Genomic DNA, 18,309 nt, shown 5'->3' with positions numbered 1-18,309 from the left:
AAAATGGATAAACACGAATTACAAGATCTATTAGCACGCTACACATCCAACTCACTTACAACAGCTGAGCGGGAACGTCTTTTTTCCTATTATAATGAACTTTTGTCCAAAAATTCACTTGATGATCTCGACGAAAGCTTGCTACACGAAAAACTGAAGCAGATCGATCTCAGCAAGATAACAGCACTTGATAAAACCCATCGGCCCACCCGTTGGAAGTATGCAGCAGTTGCTGCAGCTTCCCTTCTGCTGTTTGCCTTTTTGGGCAAGGTATTGTGGCATGAGGCTGCCCAAAACAAAACCACCGCCAAAGCAACCGAGCGTATTTTGATGGTACCAGACAGAGCCTATGCCCTGTTGCCTAATGGCGATAGTATTCTCCTTGAAGGTCATGGCGAAAATTTAAAGGAGCGCTTAGACAACAAACTCACAAAAGCAGAAAAAACGCAGCTCATCACGATCCGTACTCCGCGTGCTGGCAGGTATAATTTTGTGCTGCCCGATGGCTCCAAAGTATGGCTCAATTCGGCCTCTGAGCTCCGCTATCCTTCCGCCTTTGACAGTCTTGGCCGCGAAGTACAACTCGAGGGCGAAGGTTATTTTGAAATTGCAAAGTTGACCCGCAACAACCTTAGGGTACCATTCCGTGTACAATCGCGCGATCAGGAAGTGAAAGTTCTCGGAACAAAGTTCAATGTCAACAACTATGCAAATGAGCTGAACTGTACAACGACCCTCGTTGAAGGTTCAGTCCGTGTAACCAACAAAAAAGACAACAAGCAGATTCTGTTAAAACCCGATGAACAATTAAAATTGACCGGTTCGGAATCTACACTGCAGCAGGTCGACGCTACAGAATCCATAGGCTGGAAAGATGGTGTGCTCGTACTCGATAAAATGGACTTTCCGGAAATAGCCCGCATCATCGAACGCAACTATGACGTCAATTTTGTCGGATCCCTACCAAAGGGCTTTAAATTAAATGGTGAACTGCAGACCAATGTTGATCTAAAAGAATTATTGAAATCGCTTGAACTATATACCAACGTAAGATTTAATATAAATGGGAGGAATATTATGATAAAAAACTAAACTAACCCTGCCCTAAAAAAAACAGGGATGTTTGCCCATCCCTGCCATTAACATTAGGCATCACTCTTTTCGAATTCAAAAATTACTAACCTAATCATCAAATGTATGAATAATCCAGTTGATACTAAACGTTGGGGTGGATCTTTATACCCCGATTTTTGTAAAAACTACAGTATTTTACCTAAATCTTTACTAAAAATGCGTTTGGCCGCTTATCTTGTATTGGGAACAAGTCTACAGTTGTCCGCCAATACCTATGCCCAAAAAGTAAATCTCAAGTTTGAAAAGAGCTCTCTTGAAACTGTATTCAAAGAAATCCGGAAACAGAGTGGTTATTCTTTTTTGTATAACAATGAGTTACTAAAAAAAGGACAGAAAATTTCAGTGCATCTTTCCAATGCGAATGTGGAGCAGGCACTTGATATTTTACTCAAGGACCAGCCGTTGGAATACCATATCAATGGCAAAATCATTTCGTTGGTACCGAAGGCTGGCCCGATCAAAAGTACAGGCAATCCTTCCTTCACAACAACCGTACAGCGGAAATTAAATGGTTACGTCAGAAATGAAAAAGGCGAACCGCTGCAGAATGCCACGGTTTCGCTCAAAGGAACGCCAGTATCCACTTCGACAAACGGCAGCGGTTATTTTGAGCTGAACAATACTCCTGCTAAAGGCTCTTTGCTCATTTCTTATGTTGGCTATCAAACCCAGGAAATTTCCATTGCGGCCGATCTCGACAACATCAAGCTCGCTCGCGAAACAAAGGCTTTGGCAGAAGTCGTCGTCAGCACCGGTTTTCAAACGATCAATGCCGAAAGAGCAACCGGTTCTTTCGGACGTGTTTCGCAGGAGCAGATCGAAAAACCGAGCACCAATATTGCACAACGTATTATTGGGACCACGGCGGGAGTTCAGGCAACGCTGGATGTGGACGGAAATCCGCGCTTTGAAATCCGTGGACAGACCAGCTTAAATATCCGGGATGCTGCCGGGAACCTCACAGCCAATGCCTCGCCCTTGGTTGTGGTGGATGGCTTTGCCATACAGGGTGATTTCAAGTCCATCAATCCCAACGATGTAGAGAGTATCAACATCCTCAAAGATGCGGCAGCCGCATCCATCTGGGGAGCCCGCGCTGCCAATGGCGTCATTGTCATTGTCACTAAAAAAGCCCGGCAAGGAACCCCGCTCCGGGTTGACTTTCAAGCCTTCACCCGGATAGGCCAAAAATTTGACCTGTCGTATGTCAATCCGCTGGCCTCTTCCAAAGAGACCATCGACTATGAAAAAATGGCTTTCAATAAATGGAGTGCAGTAGAGAACTCGGGCTCCCTGGAATCTAACTATGATAAAGCCTGGTCACAGGGACTTGTCGCATTGAGTGAAAACCACCTGGGCTTTCTCTCCGATACGGAGCGCGATGCCCAACTTGCACGGCTGTCTACACTCGACAATCGCCAGCAGATCAAAGATCTGCTCCTGGCAGCTCCCGTCAGCCAGCAGTACAACCTCAGCATGCAGGGTAGCTCGGGCCGGATGAACAACCTATTCTCCCTGATGCACGAGCGCAACCAGTCTAATTTTCAGGAAACCAAAAACCAGAAATATATGCTGAACTACCGGACATCCGTCAATCTCTTCAGCTGGCTTGACTTCAATGCATCTACCATGCTGCAATATAATAACTACGACAAAAACGGTGTGACATTGGCCGATATCCAGGGCCTTTCGCCCTACGATATGCTGACTAATACAGATGGTTCCTTTACCAATATCAGCCAATATTACTGGCCCCTTATGGAGCGATCTGTTCCCATGGACAAATTTCCATACGCTGACTGGACCTACAACCCGGCGCGGGAAATCCATGCGCAAAACAAAACTTCAAAGGAGCTGAATGCACGTTTTATGGGCGGACTGACGTTAAAACTCATGAAAGGCCTGTCGTTCGACACCAAGCTTCAATATGAACTTTTTAATACCAACAACCGTTATCTCTACAACGAAGATTCCTTCTATGTCCGTAAAAAGGTAAACGAGGCGACCAGCTGGGATACCAAAACAGGTACATTAGTTCCCAATTTGCCGAAGGGCGGAATTATCGAACAACCTTTAAGCAGTCCAAGCCAATGGAATCAGGTACGTATACATGCCTATAGTTTCCGTAACCAGGTCAACTTCAACCGTACCTTTAATGGAAAGCATGAAATCAATGCTATTGCGGGATCCGAAATCAGCAACCAGGTGTCGGAGCAATTCTACCACCCCACCGTGTTTGGCTACAACGATGCGACCTTAGCCGTCGGTTCATTTCCGAATGGCCCTGGGGGAACATTTGCACCCATCAAAGACTGGATGGGTAAAAATCAGACTTTTACTTACAGCAATGCCTTTGGCTACCGAACGGAACGTTTCTTTTCCCTTTACGGAAATGCGGCTTACACCTACCTGAATAAGTACACCCTTTCGGGAAGTATACGTACAGACGCCTCCAATATGATCACCGACGACCCTGCCTATCGCTATGCACCATTCTGGTCTTTGGGAGGATCCTATCAGATCAAACGCGAAAACTTTATGCAGGCTGTAAACTGGCTGGACAAATTAAATCTTCGGTTGACATATGGCTTTAACGGTAATGTGGACCGGTCTACATCATTCCGTCCACTGGTGGCTTTGGGCACCCTGCCCAATATCTATACCAACGATAATACCGCGCGAATTTCAAGCTATGGAAATCCTTCCCTTCGTTGGGAACGTACAGGCACCTGGAATGCGGGTATCGATTATTCCTTATGGCAGGGCAAACTCTACGGAAAGATCGACGTATACAACAAACAGGGAAAAGATCTGATCGCCGAGCTCTCCATTCCCGCCATCAATGGCGTCACCAAGCAAAAACTCAACAATGCCGAAATCAACAACAGAGGTATTGAACTGGAGTTTGGAACGACCCTGCCCCTGAAAGGCTCGGACATCACCTGGCGCGGAAACCTCAACTTCTCCTACAACAAAAACAAGGTAACCAAATTATTTGTAGCTAACTACGTTGCTTATGATCTCTATGGCTATGGGCAGAATTACGGAGCCTATGTACAGGGTTATGATGCCAATTCGATGTGGATGTTCGACTATGCAGGGGTGTATAATAAACAACCGATGGTTAATGGCGCCAATGGGGACCGCTATGATTTCGGGGCCTGGTCTCCGGGCGACGGCCGCGATTACCTGGTCAATGTCGGAACACGCGTAGCACCTTATACCCTTGGTTTCAGCAATACATTCGATATCTATGATTTCAGCCTGTCTTTTATTCTTACCGGGAAATTGGGCCATGTATTCAAAACCCTGCCCTTCGATTATCCTGCTGTAGGCTACGACCGTCTGCTGCCAAACAAAAAACTGAGCGATGTCATGAACGGCGATCCCAATCAGATCGTTCCGCTACCGCTCAATGACATCGAGCCGCGTTATTATTTCTGGGACCGTTATACCCAATATCTAAGCTATCTATCGGCCAATGCCTCACATCTGCGCATGCAGGAAGTAAACGCCAGCTACCGTCTACCGACAAAAAAATGGAGTATACTGAAAAAGAGCGATGCCATGGTCTATATACAGGGAAATGATCTTTTCACCGTGCTGTTCAACAAACAGGGTGAGGATCCTGAATTCCCTTTGGGTACGATGAAGCCACGCCCGCGTTTTACTTTTGGATTTAAGGTCGGATTTTAAGCCTAAAACAATGAACAACATACATAATCATATAAAAATCCTGGCTACACTTGCCGTATGCAGTAGCCTATTGCTATCCGGATGCAACAAATTTCTCGATGAGAAGCCTTCCAAGTCCAGCGATCTTGTGGTGACAACAACAGCTGAACTCGATGCACTATTGAATAATTACTCGACATTCTACCAAGAAGGAAACCGCACCACCATCTATGGTACCGACGACTACGGATTCACGAAGCAAATCTATGATGCGCGTCCCGGCACATTCAGTATGGCCGCCGTAGAGTTCGCCTTGTGGGATATCGACTTTGTGCAGGACGACACGCGGGAGAATTTTTGGAAAAATGAATATAACAAGATCTTTAATGCCAATATGGTGCTCGAAAATCTGGAAAAGGTAAGCGGCACCCAGCAGGATAAAGATCGGCTGCGCGCCGATGCACATTTTATCCGTGCCTATAGCTACCTCAATCTGGTCAACACCTATTGTCTTCCCTATACCGACGCCAATAAAAACGAGCTTGGACTTCCGATCAAGAACAGTACCTCATTTGACGAATCTGCTGTGCGCAAACCACTGGCCGAGGTATACCAACTGATCGAATCAGATCTGGCCGAAGCACAAAAGACAAGTAGCCCGCTGATCCAGTCTGGCAAGGCCAGACATTGGCGTGCCAATACTGCTGCCGTAAACGGCTTTGCTGCACGCTATTACCTGATTCGCAACAACTATCAGCTTGCATTAAACTATACCAATAAAGCGCTGGCCGAATACAGCACACTCGTTGACTACAACAAAGACATGCGTTATGGCCGCAGTTCGACCATCAGTATCAATACCGGCACGCCCGATGCGAAAGTCGTTACACTGCAATTTCCATACACGCACGACAACAACACCGATTTCACGGATATGATCCAATGGAAAGAATTTTTATATTTCCGGATGCTTTATCATGAGTCCTGGTGGTATGTACCGAGTCAGGAGCTGATCGATCTGTACGACCACGACCATGACTTACGTTACGAATACAACTTTGTTGAAGGCTACTCTTACGATCGCGGAATGACCAAACCGGCCTATGACTGGCCCGGCTATGTGTTCTTCTACAAAGACCGCATCCCTTCAGGCCCTACCGTGGCGGAAATGTTATTGATCAAAGCGGAGGCACATGCCCGATTAGGTCAAGTAACAGAAGCACTCAATGCCGTTAATCAATTGCGGGCCAAACGCTTGAAACCAGGCGCGTGGGTAAACCTGCAAGCCGGTGGCAAAGACGAAGCCATCAAGAAGATTCTGGAGGAAAGACGTCGCGAGCTCCCTTATACACAACGTTGGTCCGACATCCGCAGGTTCAACAACAACGACTATGCTGGGGATGATGTGGAGTTGAAACGTACCTTCTACCCCTATACCGTGTCAAATGTCAGTACAACAGAGCCGACCAAGGTTTACACACTCCCCAAACAATCGCGGCGATTTGCAGCACCGATCCCAAGGACGGAGCTAATTTCCAGTCAGGGCGCAATTGTACAAAACAGCTATTAAAAATCAGAAAAAATGAAAAAAACAATACTCGCAGGTTTGGCGGCACTTCTTAGTCTTTCAGCTTTCGCCCAACAGAAAATAACGTTTAAGGGTAAAGTGGAGGATAATCCATTGGGCTATACCGTATACCTGTACAATAATGTACTCGGTGTGACAGATTCGTCGAAAGTCGAAAACGGAAAATTTGAAATAGCTGTTCCATTTCAGCATCCAACAAGGTACCTCTTTTATTCAAGCTACGACATAAAAGTAAAGAAAGGGCATGTTCCTTTTGGTATTCTGATCGACAAGCCAATGACGGTAGACATTGCCCTCAAGTTGGCTGAAGGTTTTTCGACATCGAAGGTCAGTGGCTCAGCACCACAGGCCTTGTATGAGGAGTTAACGGAGCAATTGGAAAAAAGCCAGGACAAAGGTGCCCAATTAGCCGAATTTGTTTCGGCACATGCCCAGTCCTATGCGGCCGCTTTTGCCTTGGATAGACTCGGAGAATATCTCTCTGCAGAACAGCGTAAAACGCTCTATGACAAGTTCCCGAGCGCCCTCCAACAGAGCTATGAAGGAAAACGGATTGCCGACCGCATTAGTGGTGAACTTGGATCAAAAGTCGGCGGCATTGCGCCCAGCTTTATTTTGAAAGATCAAAACGACAAAGACGTATCGCTCGCACAATTCAAGGGAAAATATGTATTTTTAGACTTTTGGGCCAGCTGGTGCGGTCCATGCCGGGAAGAATTTCCCTTTATCAAAAAAGCTTATGCCAAATATAAAGGCAAAAACTTTGAAGTGATCGGCGTATCGACAGACAAAAATCACAAGGCTTGGATCAAAGCCATCAGCGACCTCGAATTGCCCTGGCAGCTGCTGATCGACAACCCGGGTGACAAAGCTATTGCCCTTTCAAAATATGCGGTATCGGTGTTACCTACCTCCTTTCTGATCGATCCAAATGGCAAGATCGTCGCCAAGGACCTGCGTGGCGAGCAGCTGGAAAAGGAACTGGACAAATTGCTAAAATAGCCGTAAAAGCAAAACAGTAAGAGCGGCTCGTAAACAGCAAAAGTAAAAAAGGTGATCTCATGAGAGATCACCTTTTTTACTTTTATATTTTCAATGCTTCCTTGATCATCAGTTCAAGCTCATCTTCATTGTTCTGGTCGGTTCTGAAATTGGAAAAAATAATCCGCCCCTGTTTATCAAGCAGGAAATTTACGGGCGCGGCGCCCCTATTATCCAGATTGCCTTTTACGCGGCCCTCCTTTTCTTCCAGGGGATAAAAGGAATATTTGGTCGACTTCATAAATGGCAGCACGTAGTCATTCTGCTCGGGCACGATATTGATCCCCACGTACGAAAGCTGATCTGTTGTAAACTTGTCTACCACCGCCTGAAAATGTGGAAACTCACCACGACAAGGACCACAGCCCGGGAACCAGTAGGTCAACAGCACCACTTTTCCTTTCAGATCGTCCAATTTTGTCGTTCCACCTTCGTAATTTTTCAATTCAAAACCGGCAGCCGGTACCGCATTGCCAATGATAAACTGCATAATATCCTGATCATAACGATCTTTCCCTATTTTACCAGCTACCGCAGCAATCTTAGCACGAAGTTCGTTGGACGGGTTTTTGGCATAAAAGGCCAATAACTGCTCATAAGCCGCTGCACCTTTACCCTGCGATACGAGGATATCTGCCTTATAGATCGGCAACATGCGGTACAAGGGGGCATACTTACTCACTTTGATTTGATCCAATAAAGTCAAAGCCTGCGCCTGGTTGCCCTTTTCAAGTGCTGTTTTATATTGGATCAGCTGAACAGCATTCTGCTCCTTTTCTTTCCATCCATCCTGTTCCGTTTTGGCAAGCATTTCTGTTGCCAGCGATTTCGCTTCAGCAAAACGCTTCTGGCCTACAAGAAGATCAAAATAGGCGTTCATACCGCTGGAAGACCAGCCGAATTTTTGTGGATCAAATTGTGTTTTTAATTGTTTAAATATGCTTTCTTTATAGTCGTCACCGGAAGAACGGACTGCAAGCCAATATAGCGCCTGCGCACCGCGTTCACTCGTGTTGAATTTTTTGGCGACATCCTGACTCAGTACCTTATATTTTTCCATGTCGATGTTTGAAAAAGAGCTGGCATAATAAAAGGCATAATTGGGATTGAATGGATCCGAATCGACTGCTTTTTTTAGGTAGTCCAAGGCCAGTTTATTGTCTCCCCAACGTTCGGCGTCTATCCAGAGCCCACCCCAAGCCTCGGTAAATTTGGGATTGATATCCACAGCCTTGAGCAGGTATGTTTTTGCCTTGGGGCTCTCCTCATTCTCATACGCTTCGCCCAGGGCAAACGGAATATTGGCATTATTGGGATGGGTTTTCATCCATTTATCATAATAAGCGATCAATTTGGGGTTGCTGGTCCCCATACCTTCGATCAATTCCTTGTGAAAACTCAGGCTATCGAAGTTATGCTCGACCTTAGCGACCAGCTCTTTAAGGATCTTCTCGTCAGTTATGGTTGCCTTTTTGCGCATCTGACCATAGGCATCGGTATGGGCCGCCATTGTTAGCGAGACACCGATTACAGCCCAGAATAATTTGTTCTTTTTGCTATTTTTCATCTTACGATTAAGTTGGAAAGTTTATAATTCACCTACTTAATAGACAGGTAAGAGCGTGCTATGTCTCAGATTTTTTTTTGATCATTTGATATCCGATTTAATAGCACCTTTTCCCATTTCTTTTAGCTGTATTGCTGGCTCCTCTCCAGTAAATTCATTTCCGCTGATTTGTACATCCGTACATGCTATAAAATTGAATGCCGGTAGGCCTTTGCCCTTTGCTGCCGCATTCAATTTTTCGATTTTATTATGGGCAAAAAGCAATCCCTTGGTGCTTTTGGCCGACAGCACTGGTGCATCAATCTGTTTGAAACTATTATTTTCGATACGGATATTTTGATGTACATAATAATTTTTCACGCGTTCGCTGTTTTCTGGATTGATTTTAATCGCATAGCTCTCTGGCGCACTGTTAAAACCACAGGCTATAAATTGGTTGTTTCTGATCGTGACATCACTGACGGGGCCAGACTCGTACCAGCCCATAGCATCATTCTCAATGAGAATAGCATGCATACCCGTACGGTAATAGACGTTATTTTCGATCAACACTTTCCGCCGTGTTGTCACTAAAGTTCCCCTTGAAATTGTGCGTTCAAACCGCGAATTTGTTAAAGTGAGCGCCGGCGTCCAGGTGATATTCTCTAAGGCATCATCCAACTGAAGCTGGCTAGGAATAGGCTTTTCCAATTCGACGATAAGCTCACGCTCATTAACCAAACGGGCCGATTTCACAATCCCCTGCCCATAGATCTGTAAAGCTTTAGCATGTAGATAAGCAATCGTGTCGCCTTTGCTGAAAGCCATAAAACCGTAACTCTGATAATGCATAAATCTTAATTTCAGCTGTGTTGGTGAGATAATCTCCTTCACTTTCAGATGTGTTCCATGCACATTGATGGGGTCGTCATGCATTCCGCTAAACCGACAGTTGTTGATGGTGATCTGCCCTCTACAGCCCGAAAAGTGCATACCATCGGCCGATGAAGCCATCACCCGACCGCTACCTTTAGCTGGTTCAACGTCAACACGGTCATAGTTCAAATTTTCGCAAAACTGGGCTACAATACCCAAGCCATGCATGCTGTTCATATGCACATTATACAGACTGATATTCTTGCTCCGGTTTTGAAACACCCCAACATAATCCCGGATAGCATCCCGAAGCGTGAGAATATCACCTGTATCGGCCTTAAACTTGGAGAAATCTCCAGAAAATTTTAGGCCATAGGCCCCTTCTTTTTCGGCCTTACTCGCCTGAAAAGGAGCCCAATTGCTGTAATAGATTTTATCTTCCGTTGGATTTAGTCGGGCCAAAAAGAAACTTTTTGGATTGGGAATCCATTTTTCACCATACCATTGCACCTGCCCGTTTATAATACTGAATTTGCTATCGGGGTGAACCGAAACAAGCACCTGGCTTGGCGACACAGACCGGATGGTCATTTCAGACATACCCGGTCGTTCATAGTCCACGGTAAAATTGCGCATGGTTATATTTTCACAACTATCGAGCACCCAGCTGATCATTTTCCCATGAAATACAAAGGTAGAACCATTGCCTTCCACAGTCAGATTTTTACTGTTTTTAAAGAATAAACCCACACGTTGATTTTTGACGGGAAATTCAGTTTCTGAGGAACTGTTTGAAATATAATAGTGGGTTTGGGTCGCACTATCAGGCCAAAAGTCATACCTGCCTTTTGGAAAATTTAGGACCGCATCAGGCTGCCCATTTGCCGCCTCAATTGCCCTTTTCACGGATGCTGTAGCATCGCCAAAACTATTGGGGCGCGCCCCAAACTGACTGACATCAATGGTCTGCCCATGCAGCTGTAAAACAATCAATGTCCATATACTCAAAATTATTATTCTCATTATACTACCAAAATATTAATAATTAACTTCATTTATAGTCGTACTATATCACCATATATTGATACGATATACCCTCCTCATGAAAAACTTGCAACCTTTAACATCGTCGGATTCCTATTTCATTCCGGTATTTCCACCACCTTTTAAAGAGAGTTCTATTTTGGCGTTGGTCGCCCATGCCCCTCTTGTAAAATCGGGAATATCTACACTATTGGACCTATTCTTTACCGAACGTTCACTCAGCGGCGCAATAACGCTCCACAGCGCTGCGTCGTAAACATCCTGGTCGAGGGGCAAACCATTGCGGAGGCAATCGATCAAGCGCCAGTCCATCATAAAGTCCATCCCACCGTGACCACCCACCTTTTTGGCCATTTCACACACTTTGAGCACAATCTCGGGCGTATACTGCTGTTCAAGATTTTTCATCTCTTCGCCGGAGATCCAATCATGACCAAAGGCAATCCTTTCGGGTTCGGGCCATTTTTGAGCCATTCCCTTGGTGCCGCTAACCAAGTGTATGCGTGAATAGGGTCTAGGGCTAGACACGTCATGCTGCAACATGATCGTTCTACCCCGCTGTGTGCGGATCGTGGTCGTGTTCATATTTCCCCGAAAACTTCTGCCCGCATACGGATTATAAAAAGTATCTTTCGCGGCCAATTCAACGGCTTTGGCATGCATACTAAAATCATTGGATGACATCGAGGTTAAATAAGTCATTTTATCTCCGCGGTTGATATCCATCAACTGACAGATAGGCCCTAGACCATGTGTGGGATACAAATTTCCATTGCGGAAATTCTCTTTTAATCGCCACATTTCGTAATAGCTGTCTTTAGCAAAATTTTCCTGCAGCAAATTATGGAGGTAAGCCCCTTCCCCGTGCAGTATCTCTCCAAATAGTCCCTGTCTGGCCATATTCAATGTCATGAGCTCAAAAAAATCATAACAACAGTTTTCTAGCATCATGCAGTGTTTTTTTGTTGCTTCGGAGGTTTCGACCAGCTGCCAGCACTCTTCAACTGTCGTGGCAATGGGAACTTCTACGGCAACATGTTTTCCGGCCTTCATGGCATAAACCGCCATGGGTGTATGCAGATGCCAGGGGGTGCAGATATAGACGAGGTCAATATCGGAGCGGTCGCATAATTTTTTCCATTCATCTTCCTTGTCTGCATAGATGGTGGGCGTTTCCCCTTTGATGTGCTTAGCAGCCCGCTCGGCCACCGTGCGGCGGATATCGGCTATGGCTTTGACTTCGACGCCATCAATATGCGCAATCCGATAGACGGCCGATGCCCCTCTATTGCCGACACCGATAAATCCGATGCGTACCTTGTCCATTTTGGGTGCCGCATAACCGCACATATTAAATTTCTGTTTTGGAGCTGACACAGCAGCTAACGCTTCCTTGTCCAGCAAGGCTTGGGACTCGGCAAATATTTTACCGGACAGGACACTCAAACTTGAAAGCCCAGCCAGTTTCAAAAAATTTCTTCTTTTGGAATTCATTTCGGTCATCTTAAAATTATATGTGCTTACAATCATATGCATGAAATTTATCGCGTCCGTTGCGATACATGCGGGGTGATTGATCCCTTAGCCATATTGGATTATGCCTTTCAAAGTATAATGCAGGCATAATCCAATGGCCTTACGCTTAGTTTTTAAACGTCACCACATTGATCACCCAATCGCGCGTTGTGCCGTTGGCAGCCGTAACACGATAGTGTAAATCTTTAGTTAAATCGCCAGGATCACCTAGTTTTGGCGTATCGCCAATCGGCGCAATCTTAGCTGCAGTAGAAATATCGGTATAAACCCACAGGTAGTTTTGTTGCACCTTCTTTCTGATGTCATCTGTAAAAGAACCCGATGCGGCGGGAACCTGAATTTTCAACTCAATACTACTGTTCGATGTATTGACTTTTTTCTCTACATCCAAACGCTTATACTCCACCACAGGTTTACCATTCATCATCTTATTCCCTTCATAACGGTATTCTACGTACACATTATCAATATTATTCTGGTCCCAATTTTCATATTCTGGAAGACCTTTTTTCAAGCAGCTGTTCATTACCACCATGATGAATGGCAGTAATACTAATATTAGTGTTCTTTTCATCTTTAATTTTTTCATTTTCGGAATTACCATCCTGGATTTTGCGGACCAAACTTGCTATTTCGTTCAAGAAAGCTTTGTGGTATTGGAAATAGGTAGCGTCGCGAAGCATTAAATTCCCTGACATCATTGGACGAATAAAAAGCACCCTGTACCACAGAAAAATGCTTTCGGTCTTTACTGATATCCATTACTTTAGGAAGCGTTGTGAGCTCTGGGATTATTCCGCCCGATGCATTTCCATGATTCGCATCGCCACCGTACCGTCCCCAACGCAAGAGGCTCCAGTAATAGTCATTTTCAAGGACAAGATCTACGCGACGTTCACGTTTATAATCTGTCCAAGCCATAGCCAAGTCGGTCGCCTGACTTGGTGGCAGTTGCCCATGTACTACGCGTGTTTTGTTCATCATCTCCAAAGCTTTCCCTAAGTTTCTCTGCAGCAGATACGCTTCGGCCATATTGAGGTATACGCGGCCGAGCCTTGCAATCACATAATGGTAATCTGTAGGGACACCGACATAAATACGTGGATTTACATTGTTATATACACTTTTGCGCCAATACATATTGGTGAGTGAAGTATAATAGGCATATCCATTCAATTTTAACCAGCGACCCGAATTACCTTTCACATCCGTCGTTAAGGTCTCCCCATAAAAAACAGCGGAAGAATCACTTAACACACTGGCATTCCAGCGCGCATCGCGATTTTGATTGGTCAGACTCCATACTGTTGCGTTACTTCCGGCCCTTATTGTACCCCGATTGAGCTCCTTCTCTCCATTTGCTTTCGGAATAATCGTCGTAGCAATAGTTGCCTGCTCATCGATCGCTTTTTTAAACTGCGAAGTTTTATCCCAGCGTACGGCAGTCTGTGGACTCTCCGCATCAATCACCAGGTAATCATCGGCCAAATCTTGGGATGGCCCATGGTCGCCCCATGCTTCAAATATTTTGATCGGAGATTTCAATAGCGGGCTACCCCCGGACTGCTTTATATTGTCATTATTCAAGTTTGGAATCATCACCTGCATCGGCGTACCATCGCAGGACGTATTAATTGCCTTGCGGTAAATGCCGTAAATCGTTTCCTTCGAATAAGGTTTGCCTTCATTGAATATTCCACCGTAATCTGGCTCTAATTGGTATCCACCCGATTGCACCAGTTCACCATAGTCAAGCACCTTTTTCAACAGAGGATTAGAGGGGTTTACAGCAATTGGGTTGGGGTAGTTTTCATAGGCCAGTGCCTGCAAACATACTTCCGTTAAGATGGCCGCGGCGACATATTTATTTGTTCTACCCGTAACCACCTTTGTTGGTAAATCCGCCACCGCTTCCTCAAGATCCTTAATAATATACTGATACGATTCCGTCGGTGAAGCCGTACTCGGGAGCAGCAGCTCATCATCCGGTGTTAGCACCCGATCAATCCAAACGATGCGGCCTACTTTTCGCGCAATATTATAGTAGGACATCGCACGTAGAAATTTTGCTTCCGCAATTAGTTCCTTTTTATCGGCCTCAGTAATTCCTACAGAGCTGGTTACTTTAGCAATAATGACATTGCATCGTCTTATTTCGCCCCAATTGTCGAAGCCCATATCCGAAGTACGGTCTAGGCGTTCCGTAAAAACCGCATTTGCGCCATTGTATGTACCGTCCATGCTGATCAGATTCATGGTCCAGGAGTCCGTAGCTGGGCCACCTGCAAAACTATTCATAATGCCGTAGGTACTATAGATAAAGGTTTCGGCATTTGCACGACTGTTCCAAATAATATCCTCACCGATTTTATCGTAAGGTTGGGTATCCAATACATCTTTACAAGCTGTAAATGCACCTGTCAGCAGCAATCCCAAGGCTATATAGGAAAGTTTATTCAATTTTTTCATTTTACTATCTAACTTAAAAACCAACATTTACACCCAAAGAAATCGTACGTTGGATGGGATAATTCTCATTGTTTTGATCAGACTCGGGATCCACAAAGTATTTCTTCGTATTGGAAAAGGTCAACAAGTTGGTCCCACTTGCAAATACGCGAAATTGTTTAAACTTGGTATTTTTCAACAGCTGTGCTTTCAAATCATAACCGAGTTGGAAATATTTGAGCCGAACGAAACGTGAAGGCAAAATCCAGAAATCGCTGTTCACGAAGTTATTGTTGCCATTTACACCTGTTGTCGATACTTGTCTAGGAAATAATGCATCCGTATTATCCGGGCGCCAATAGTCCTGTTGAAATCCGTAAATCAACATATTCTGCGCACTTGATCCCTGAATGATGCTACCCAGGTAACGATCACGGTTGCCCGACCCCATCACAACTGCCGATAGACTCCAGGCCTTATAACCTAGGTCAATGGTGGTACCATAATTAATCCGGGGAAATGAATTGTCGCCTACGCGAATTTGATCTGCCCCATCGATCTTACCATCGCCATTGAAATCCTCATAGCGTAAATCACCGGCGATCACATTGATCGAACTAATTCGGCGTGGACCATACAACAAGTCGGCATTATTTTGGTAAAAGCCCTGATTAAGGTATCCATTGATCACACCAACGTCGACAATTCCCGACTCGCGCATATAAGGGTTTTTCAAGGTAGCATCGTCCTCAGACGGTTTTCGCTCCCATAATTGATTGAAGTAAGTAAAATTGACCCCAAGCTTATACGTGAAATTGCCACTTCGATCGTTCCAGGTTAGGTTAAACTCGGCACCATGCCTACGGAAAGCTCCGGCATCAAAATTAATCGGCGGAAGGCCGATACCCAAGGTTGCCGCATAACGTGTGTCGGCAACCACATAACCTGTCGTGCGCTTATAGAAGTAATCAAAAGAGCCCGTCAGCCGGTTGCTTAGCGATGCAAAATCCAACCCAAAATTTCGCTCCCGAATGCTATACCATGAAAAATTGGTACTTGGTAAGCTCGCTGGCTCAGAAGAACCCTGCACTGTTTTATCGTCAATCACCCAGGCATTGGCATTGATGCCATACCCCGGTACGTACGTAAAAGGTGAAATCCCTTCGGCACTTCCCACCAGACCATAAGAGCCCCGAAGACGGAGGTAATTCAGAATATTACGATCGCGCAGCGTTTGAAAAAAGGATTCTTCCGAAATGGCGTAACCACCTGACAAGGCATAAAAAGTACCCCATTGCCGTTGTTTTGGAAAGAGATCAAGGCCATCGTAACGGAGCGATCCGTCGATAAAATATTTGGATTTATAATTGTAAGATAGGCGCCCTACGTAGCCCGCCCGGCCACTTTCTGACTCCGACCCATTCGCCAACTGATTGACTGTTGGTCCTGCGATAAATTGATCAAATAAGATTTGATACTGTTGTCTTGTTGCAGAAATTGAACTACTTAAGTTTTTCGCCTGCTCATAAACCCCAGTAAAATCAATGGAGTGATCGCCAAATTTCTTGTTATAAAGTAAATAACCCTGTAATAATAATGTGCTGCCATCGCCTCGGGTTGCACTTAAATTAGGCGGATTACCTAAGATTGGTGTTGTACTATTATTTGCATAGGACGGGGCTGTTAAATTCCATAATTTGTTTTTCGAATTCCACATATTATAATTCCCATTTGCCTTTAAAGTCAATCCATCCAGAAATGGAGCATCGTATTCAAATGACAGCACACTATTGAATATGCGCGAGTTCGACTTGTTGTATCCCGAAGCGTCCGACAGTTCGACAGCGGGGTTATCGGTTGTATTAGCGGAAGGCAGACCAAATTCATTATAAGCCAGCTGAGAAGATCGTTTTTGCTGTATGTGCTGATAGAACGCCGCATAGGATGATGCCGTTGATGAGCTTGGAAGGCTATTCTCTTCAATATAGCCATCTAATCCAGCAGAAACTTTTAAGTGAACTTCTTTAAAATTGCTGACCGTATTTAGACGATACGTAATACGTCGGTTCTTATTATTGTCTGTGCGTAGGTTACTATTCTGATTGTAGTAAGATCCCGAAGCATAATAGGTTAGGCGTTCACTCCCCGACGTAATGGCCAGATCATGCCGTTGTTCAGTGGCATAATCCCGTAATCCAACCTTTTGCCAATCTGTATTGGGGTATTCAAAAGGTTTCTCCTGTGTCCGATAATATTCCAATATATTATCGGGAGTCGGCTGTTGTAGCCCTTCAAATTTATACACCTCATTAATTGCTTTGAGGTTATCATAAGAATTCAGCTTTTTAGGAAAAATAGTCGGTTGGGAAAAGGTTTGATTGAAGGTGTAATTGATATCCATGGCCCCGTTCTTTCCTCTTTTTGTGGTGACCAAAATAACACCGTTACCACCTTGTGCACCATAAAGTGCCGTAGCCGCTGCATCCTTTAAGACCGAGTAGTTTTCAATATCATTGGGATTTATATTTAAAAAGTCATTTTGTGAACGGATGACGTTATCAATAACATACAATGGTGTGCCGGCTCCGCGAATGGAGACCGAACTTTTAGCTCCGGGTGCACCTGAACTGCTGGTTACAATGACCCCTTGGATACGACCTGCGATTCCGTCGTTGATAGACTGCACAGGTATTTTGGCTACATTTCCGATATCCAGTGTACTTACCGCACTATTGATATTACGTTTACTGCTTTGACCGTATCCTACAACGACAACTTCGTCCAGGGCAGCGACATCCTTCAACAAACGAATGTCCAATACCTCGCCATCGGAAACGACTTCCTGACCTACATATCCGAGCATCTTTATGGTAAGAGTAGCTCCAGCCTTGCTATCTTTCAGTATAAACTCTCCAGTAGCATCGGTTGTCGTACCATTTCTCGTCCCTTTCTCCACCACGGTAACTCCGGCCAATGGATTACCGTCCTGATCCAGAACTTTTCCTTTCACAGGACGTTGTTGGACCAAAGCACCTGTTTTCGGAAATAAGGTGATCATATGTGCATTGATCTTATAGTCGATTGGCAAGCGTCGGCTCAGGCTTTCCAGGGCTTGTTCGAGCTCCATGTTTTCCAATTTAACATCCAGTTTACCCAGTTTTTCAACAAAATCGATGTTGTAAAACATATCGTACTTTGACTGTTCACCGATATGATCCAAGACCTCCTTTAAGGTCGCACTTTTCAGATTGAGATTGATTTTTTGCGCATATACCGCAGCATATGCATTCAATGTTCCCATCGCTGTCAATAAGACAATTAGTTTCATAAGCAGGATACCGTAAATCAGGGGTCTACGTTTGATTTTTTTTAATCGATAGACGAGGCAATACAATTCCTTGTATTGAACTTTAAAATTCAT

At 44.8% G+C, this 18,309-nt stretch carries 10 protein-coding genes; 4 read left to right on the top strand and 6 right to left on the bottom strand.

Features of this window, described 5'->3' with window-relative positions; translation table 11 throughout:
* Positions 1-3 precede the first annotated feature (3 nt).
* From AB1Z56_RS05140 to AB1Z56_RS05125, 4 genes are all read left to right on the top strand, one after another.
* Positions 4-1,092 carry a FecR family protein gene (locus AB1Z56_RS05140; protein ID WP_426791333.1) on the top strand — a complete coding sequence of 363 codons (1,089 nt, stop codon included), beginning with the start codon at positions 4-6 and terminating at the stop codon, positions 1,090-1,092.
* 105 nt (positions 1,093-1,197) lie between these two features.
* The gene (locus tag AB1Z56_RS05135) at positions 1,198-4,830 is read left to right on the top strand and encodes a SusC/RagA family TonB-linked outer membrane protein (RefSeq protein ID WP_426791332.1); all 3,633 of its coding nucleotides are present in this window, start codon (positions 1,198-1,200) and stop codon (positions 4,828-4,830) included.
* Positions 4,831-4,840: 10 nt separating this feature from the next.
* Positions 4,841-6,379 carry a RagB/SusD family nutrient uptake outer membrane protein gene (locus tag AB1Z56_RS05130; protein WP_426791331.1) on the top strand — a complete coding sequence of 513 codons (1,539 nt, stop codon included), beginning with the start codon at positions 4,841-4,843 and terminating at the stop codon, positions 6,377-6,379.
* Between the two features lie 12 nt (positions 6,380-6,391).
* Positions 6,392-7,399, top strand: a complete 1,008-nt coding sequence (locus AB1Z56_RS05125; protein WP_426791330.1) for a redoxin domain-containing protein — start codon at positions 6,392-6,394, stop codon at positions 7,397-7,399.
* 82 nt (positions 7,400-7,481) lie between these two features.
* On the opposite strand, the gene AB1Z56_RS05120 is transcribed toward AB1Z56_RS05125, so the two are convergent.
* The 6 genes from AB1Z56_RS05120 to AB1Z56_RS05095 form a co-directional block, all read right to left on the bottom strand.
* Positions 7,482-9,005 (bottom strand): redoxin domain-containing protein, encoded by a 1,524-nt coding sequence (locus tag AB1Z56_RS05120; RefSeq protein ID WP_426791329.1) that lies wholly within the window; start codon positions 9,003-9,005, stop codon positions 7,482-7,484.
* A gap of 81 nt (positions 9,006-9,086) precedes the next feature.
* Complete coding sequence (locus tag AB1Z56_RS05115; protein ID WP_426791328.1) at positions 9,087-10,883, bottom strand: alpha-1,3-galactosidase-related protein; 1,797 nt, start codon at positions 10,881-10,883, stop codon at positions 9,087-9,089.
* A 114-nt stretch (positions 10,884-10,997) separates the two neighbouring features.
* Complete coding sequence (locus AB1Z56_RS05110; RefSeq protein ID WP_426791327.1) at positions 10,998-12,434, bottom strand: Gfo/Idh/MocA family protein; 1,437 nt, start codon at positions 12,432-12,434, stop codon at positions 10,998-11,000.
* Between the two features lie 112 nt (positions 12,435-12,546).
* On the bottom strand, positions 12,547-13,014 hold the full coding sequence (locus AB1Z56_RS05105; protein WP_426791326.1) for a DUF5018-related domain-containing protein: 468 nt from the start codon (positions 13,012-13,014) through the stop codon (positions 12,547-12,549).
* Between the two features lie 23 nt (positions 13,015-13,037).
* Entirely contained in the window at positions 13,038-14,909 is a 1,872-nt protein-coding gene (locus AB1Z56_RS05100) for a RagB/SusD family nutrient uptake outer membrane protein (RefSeq protein ID WP_309360755.1), read from the bottom strand.
* 13 nt (positions 14,910-14,922) lie between these two features.
* Entirely contained in the window at positions 14,923-18,309 is a 3,387-nt protein-coding gene (locus AB1Z56_RS05095; protein WP_426791325.1) for a SusC/RagA family TonB-linked outer membrane protein, read from the bottom strand.

It is taken from the genome of Sphingobacterium sp. WOUb80, from assembly GCF_050058145.1.
GTDB lineage: Bacteria > Bacteroidota > Bacteroidia > Sphingobacteriales > Sphingobacteriaceae > Sphingobacterium.
This window is presented reverse-complemented; position numbering and strand designations above follow the sequence as displayed.

Bases quoted from the DNA above. Each gene is read 5' to 3' on its own strand.
- AB1Z56_RS05140 (WP_426791333.1), top strand. From the start codon at position 4: ATGGATAAACACGAATTACAAGATCTATTAGCACGCTACACATCCAAC.
- AB1Z56_RS05135 (WP_426791332.1), top strand. From the start codon at position 1,198: ATGAATAATCCAGTTGATACTAAACGTTGGGGTGGATCTTTATACCCC.
- AB1Z56_RS05130 (WP_426791331.1), top strand. From the start codon at position 4,841: ATGAACAACATACATAATCATATAAAAATCCTGGCTACACTTGCCGTA.
- AB1Z56_RS05125 (WP_426791330.1), top strand. From the start codon at position 6,392: ATGAAAAAAACAATACTCGCAGGTTTGGCGGCACTTCTTAGTCTTTCA.
- AB1Z56_RS05120 (WP_426791329.1), bottom strand. From the start codon at position 9,005: ATGAAAAATAGCAAAAAGAACAAATTATTCTGGGCTGTAATCGGTGTC.
- AB1Z56_RS05115 (WP_426791328.1), bottom strand. From the start codon at position 10,883: ATGAGAATAATAATTTTGAGTATATGGACATTGATTGTTTTACAGCTG.
- AB1Z56_RS05110 (WP_426791327.1), bottom strand. From the start codon at position 12,434: ATGATTGTAAGCACATATAATTTTAAGATGACCGAAATGAATTCCAAA.
- AB1Z56_RS05105 (WP_426791326.1), bottom strand. From the start codon at position 13,014: ATGAAAAGAACACTAATATTAGTATTACTGCCATTCATCATGGTGGTA.
- AB1Z56_RS05100 (WP_309360755.1), bottom strand. From the start codon at position 14,909: ATGAAAAAATTGAATAAACTTTCCTATATAGCCTTGGGATTGCTGCTG.
- AB1Z56_RS05095 (WP_426791325.1), bottom strand. From the start codon at position 18,309: ATGAATTTTAAAGTTCAATACAAGGAATTGTATTGCCTCGTCTATCGA.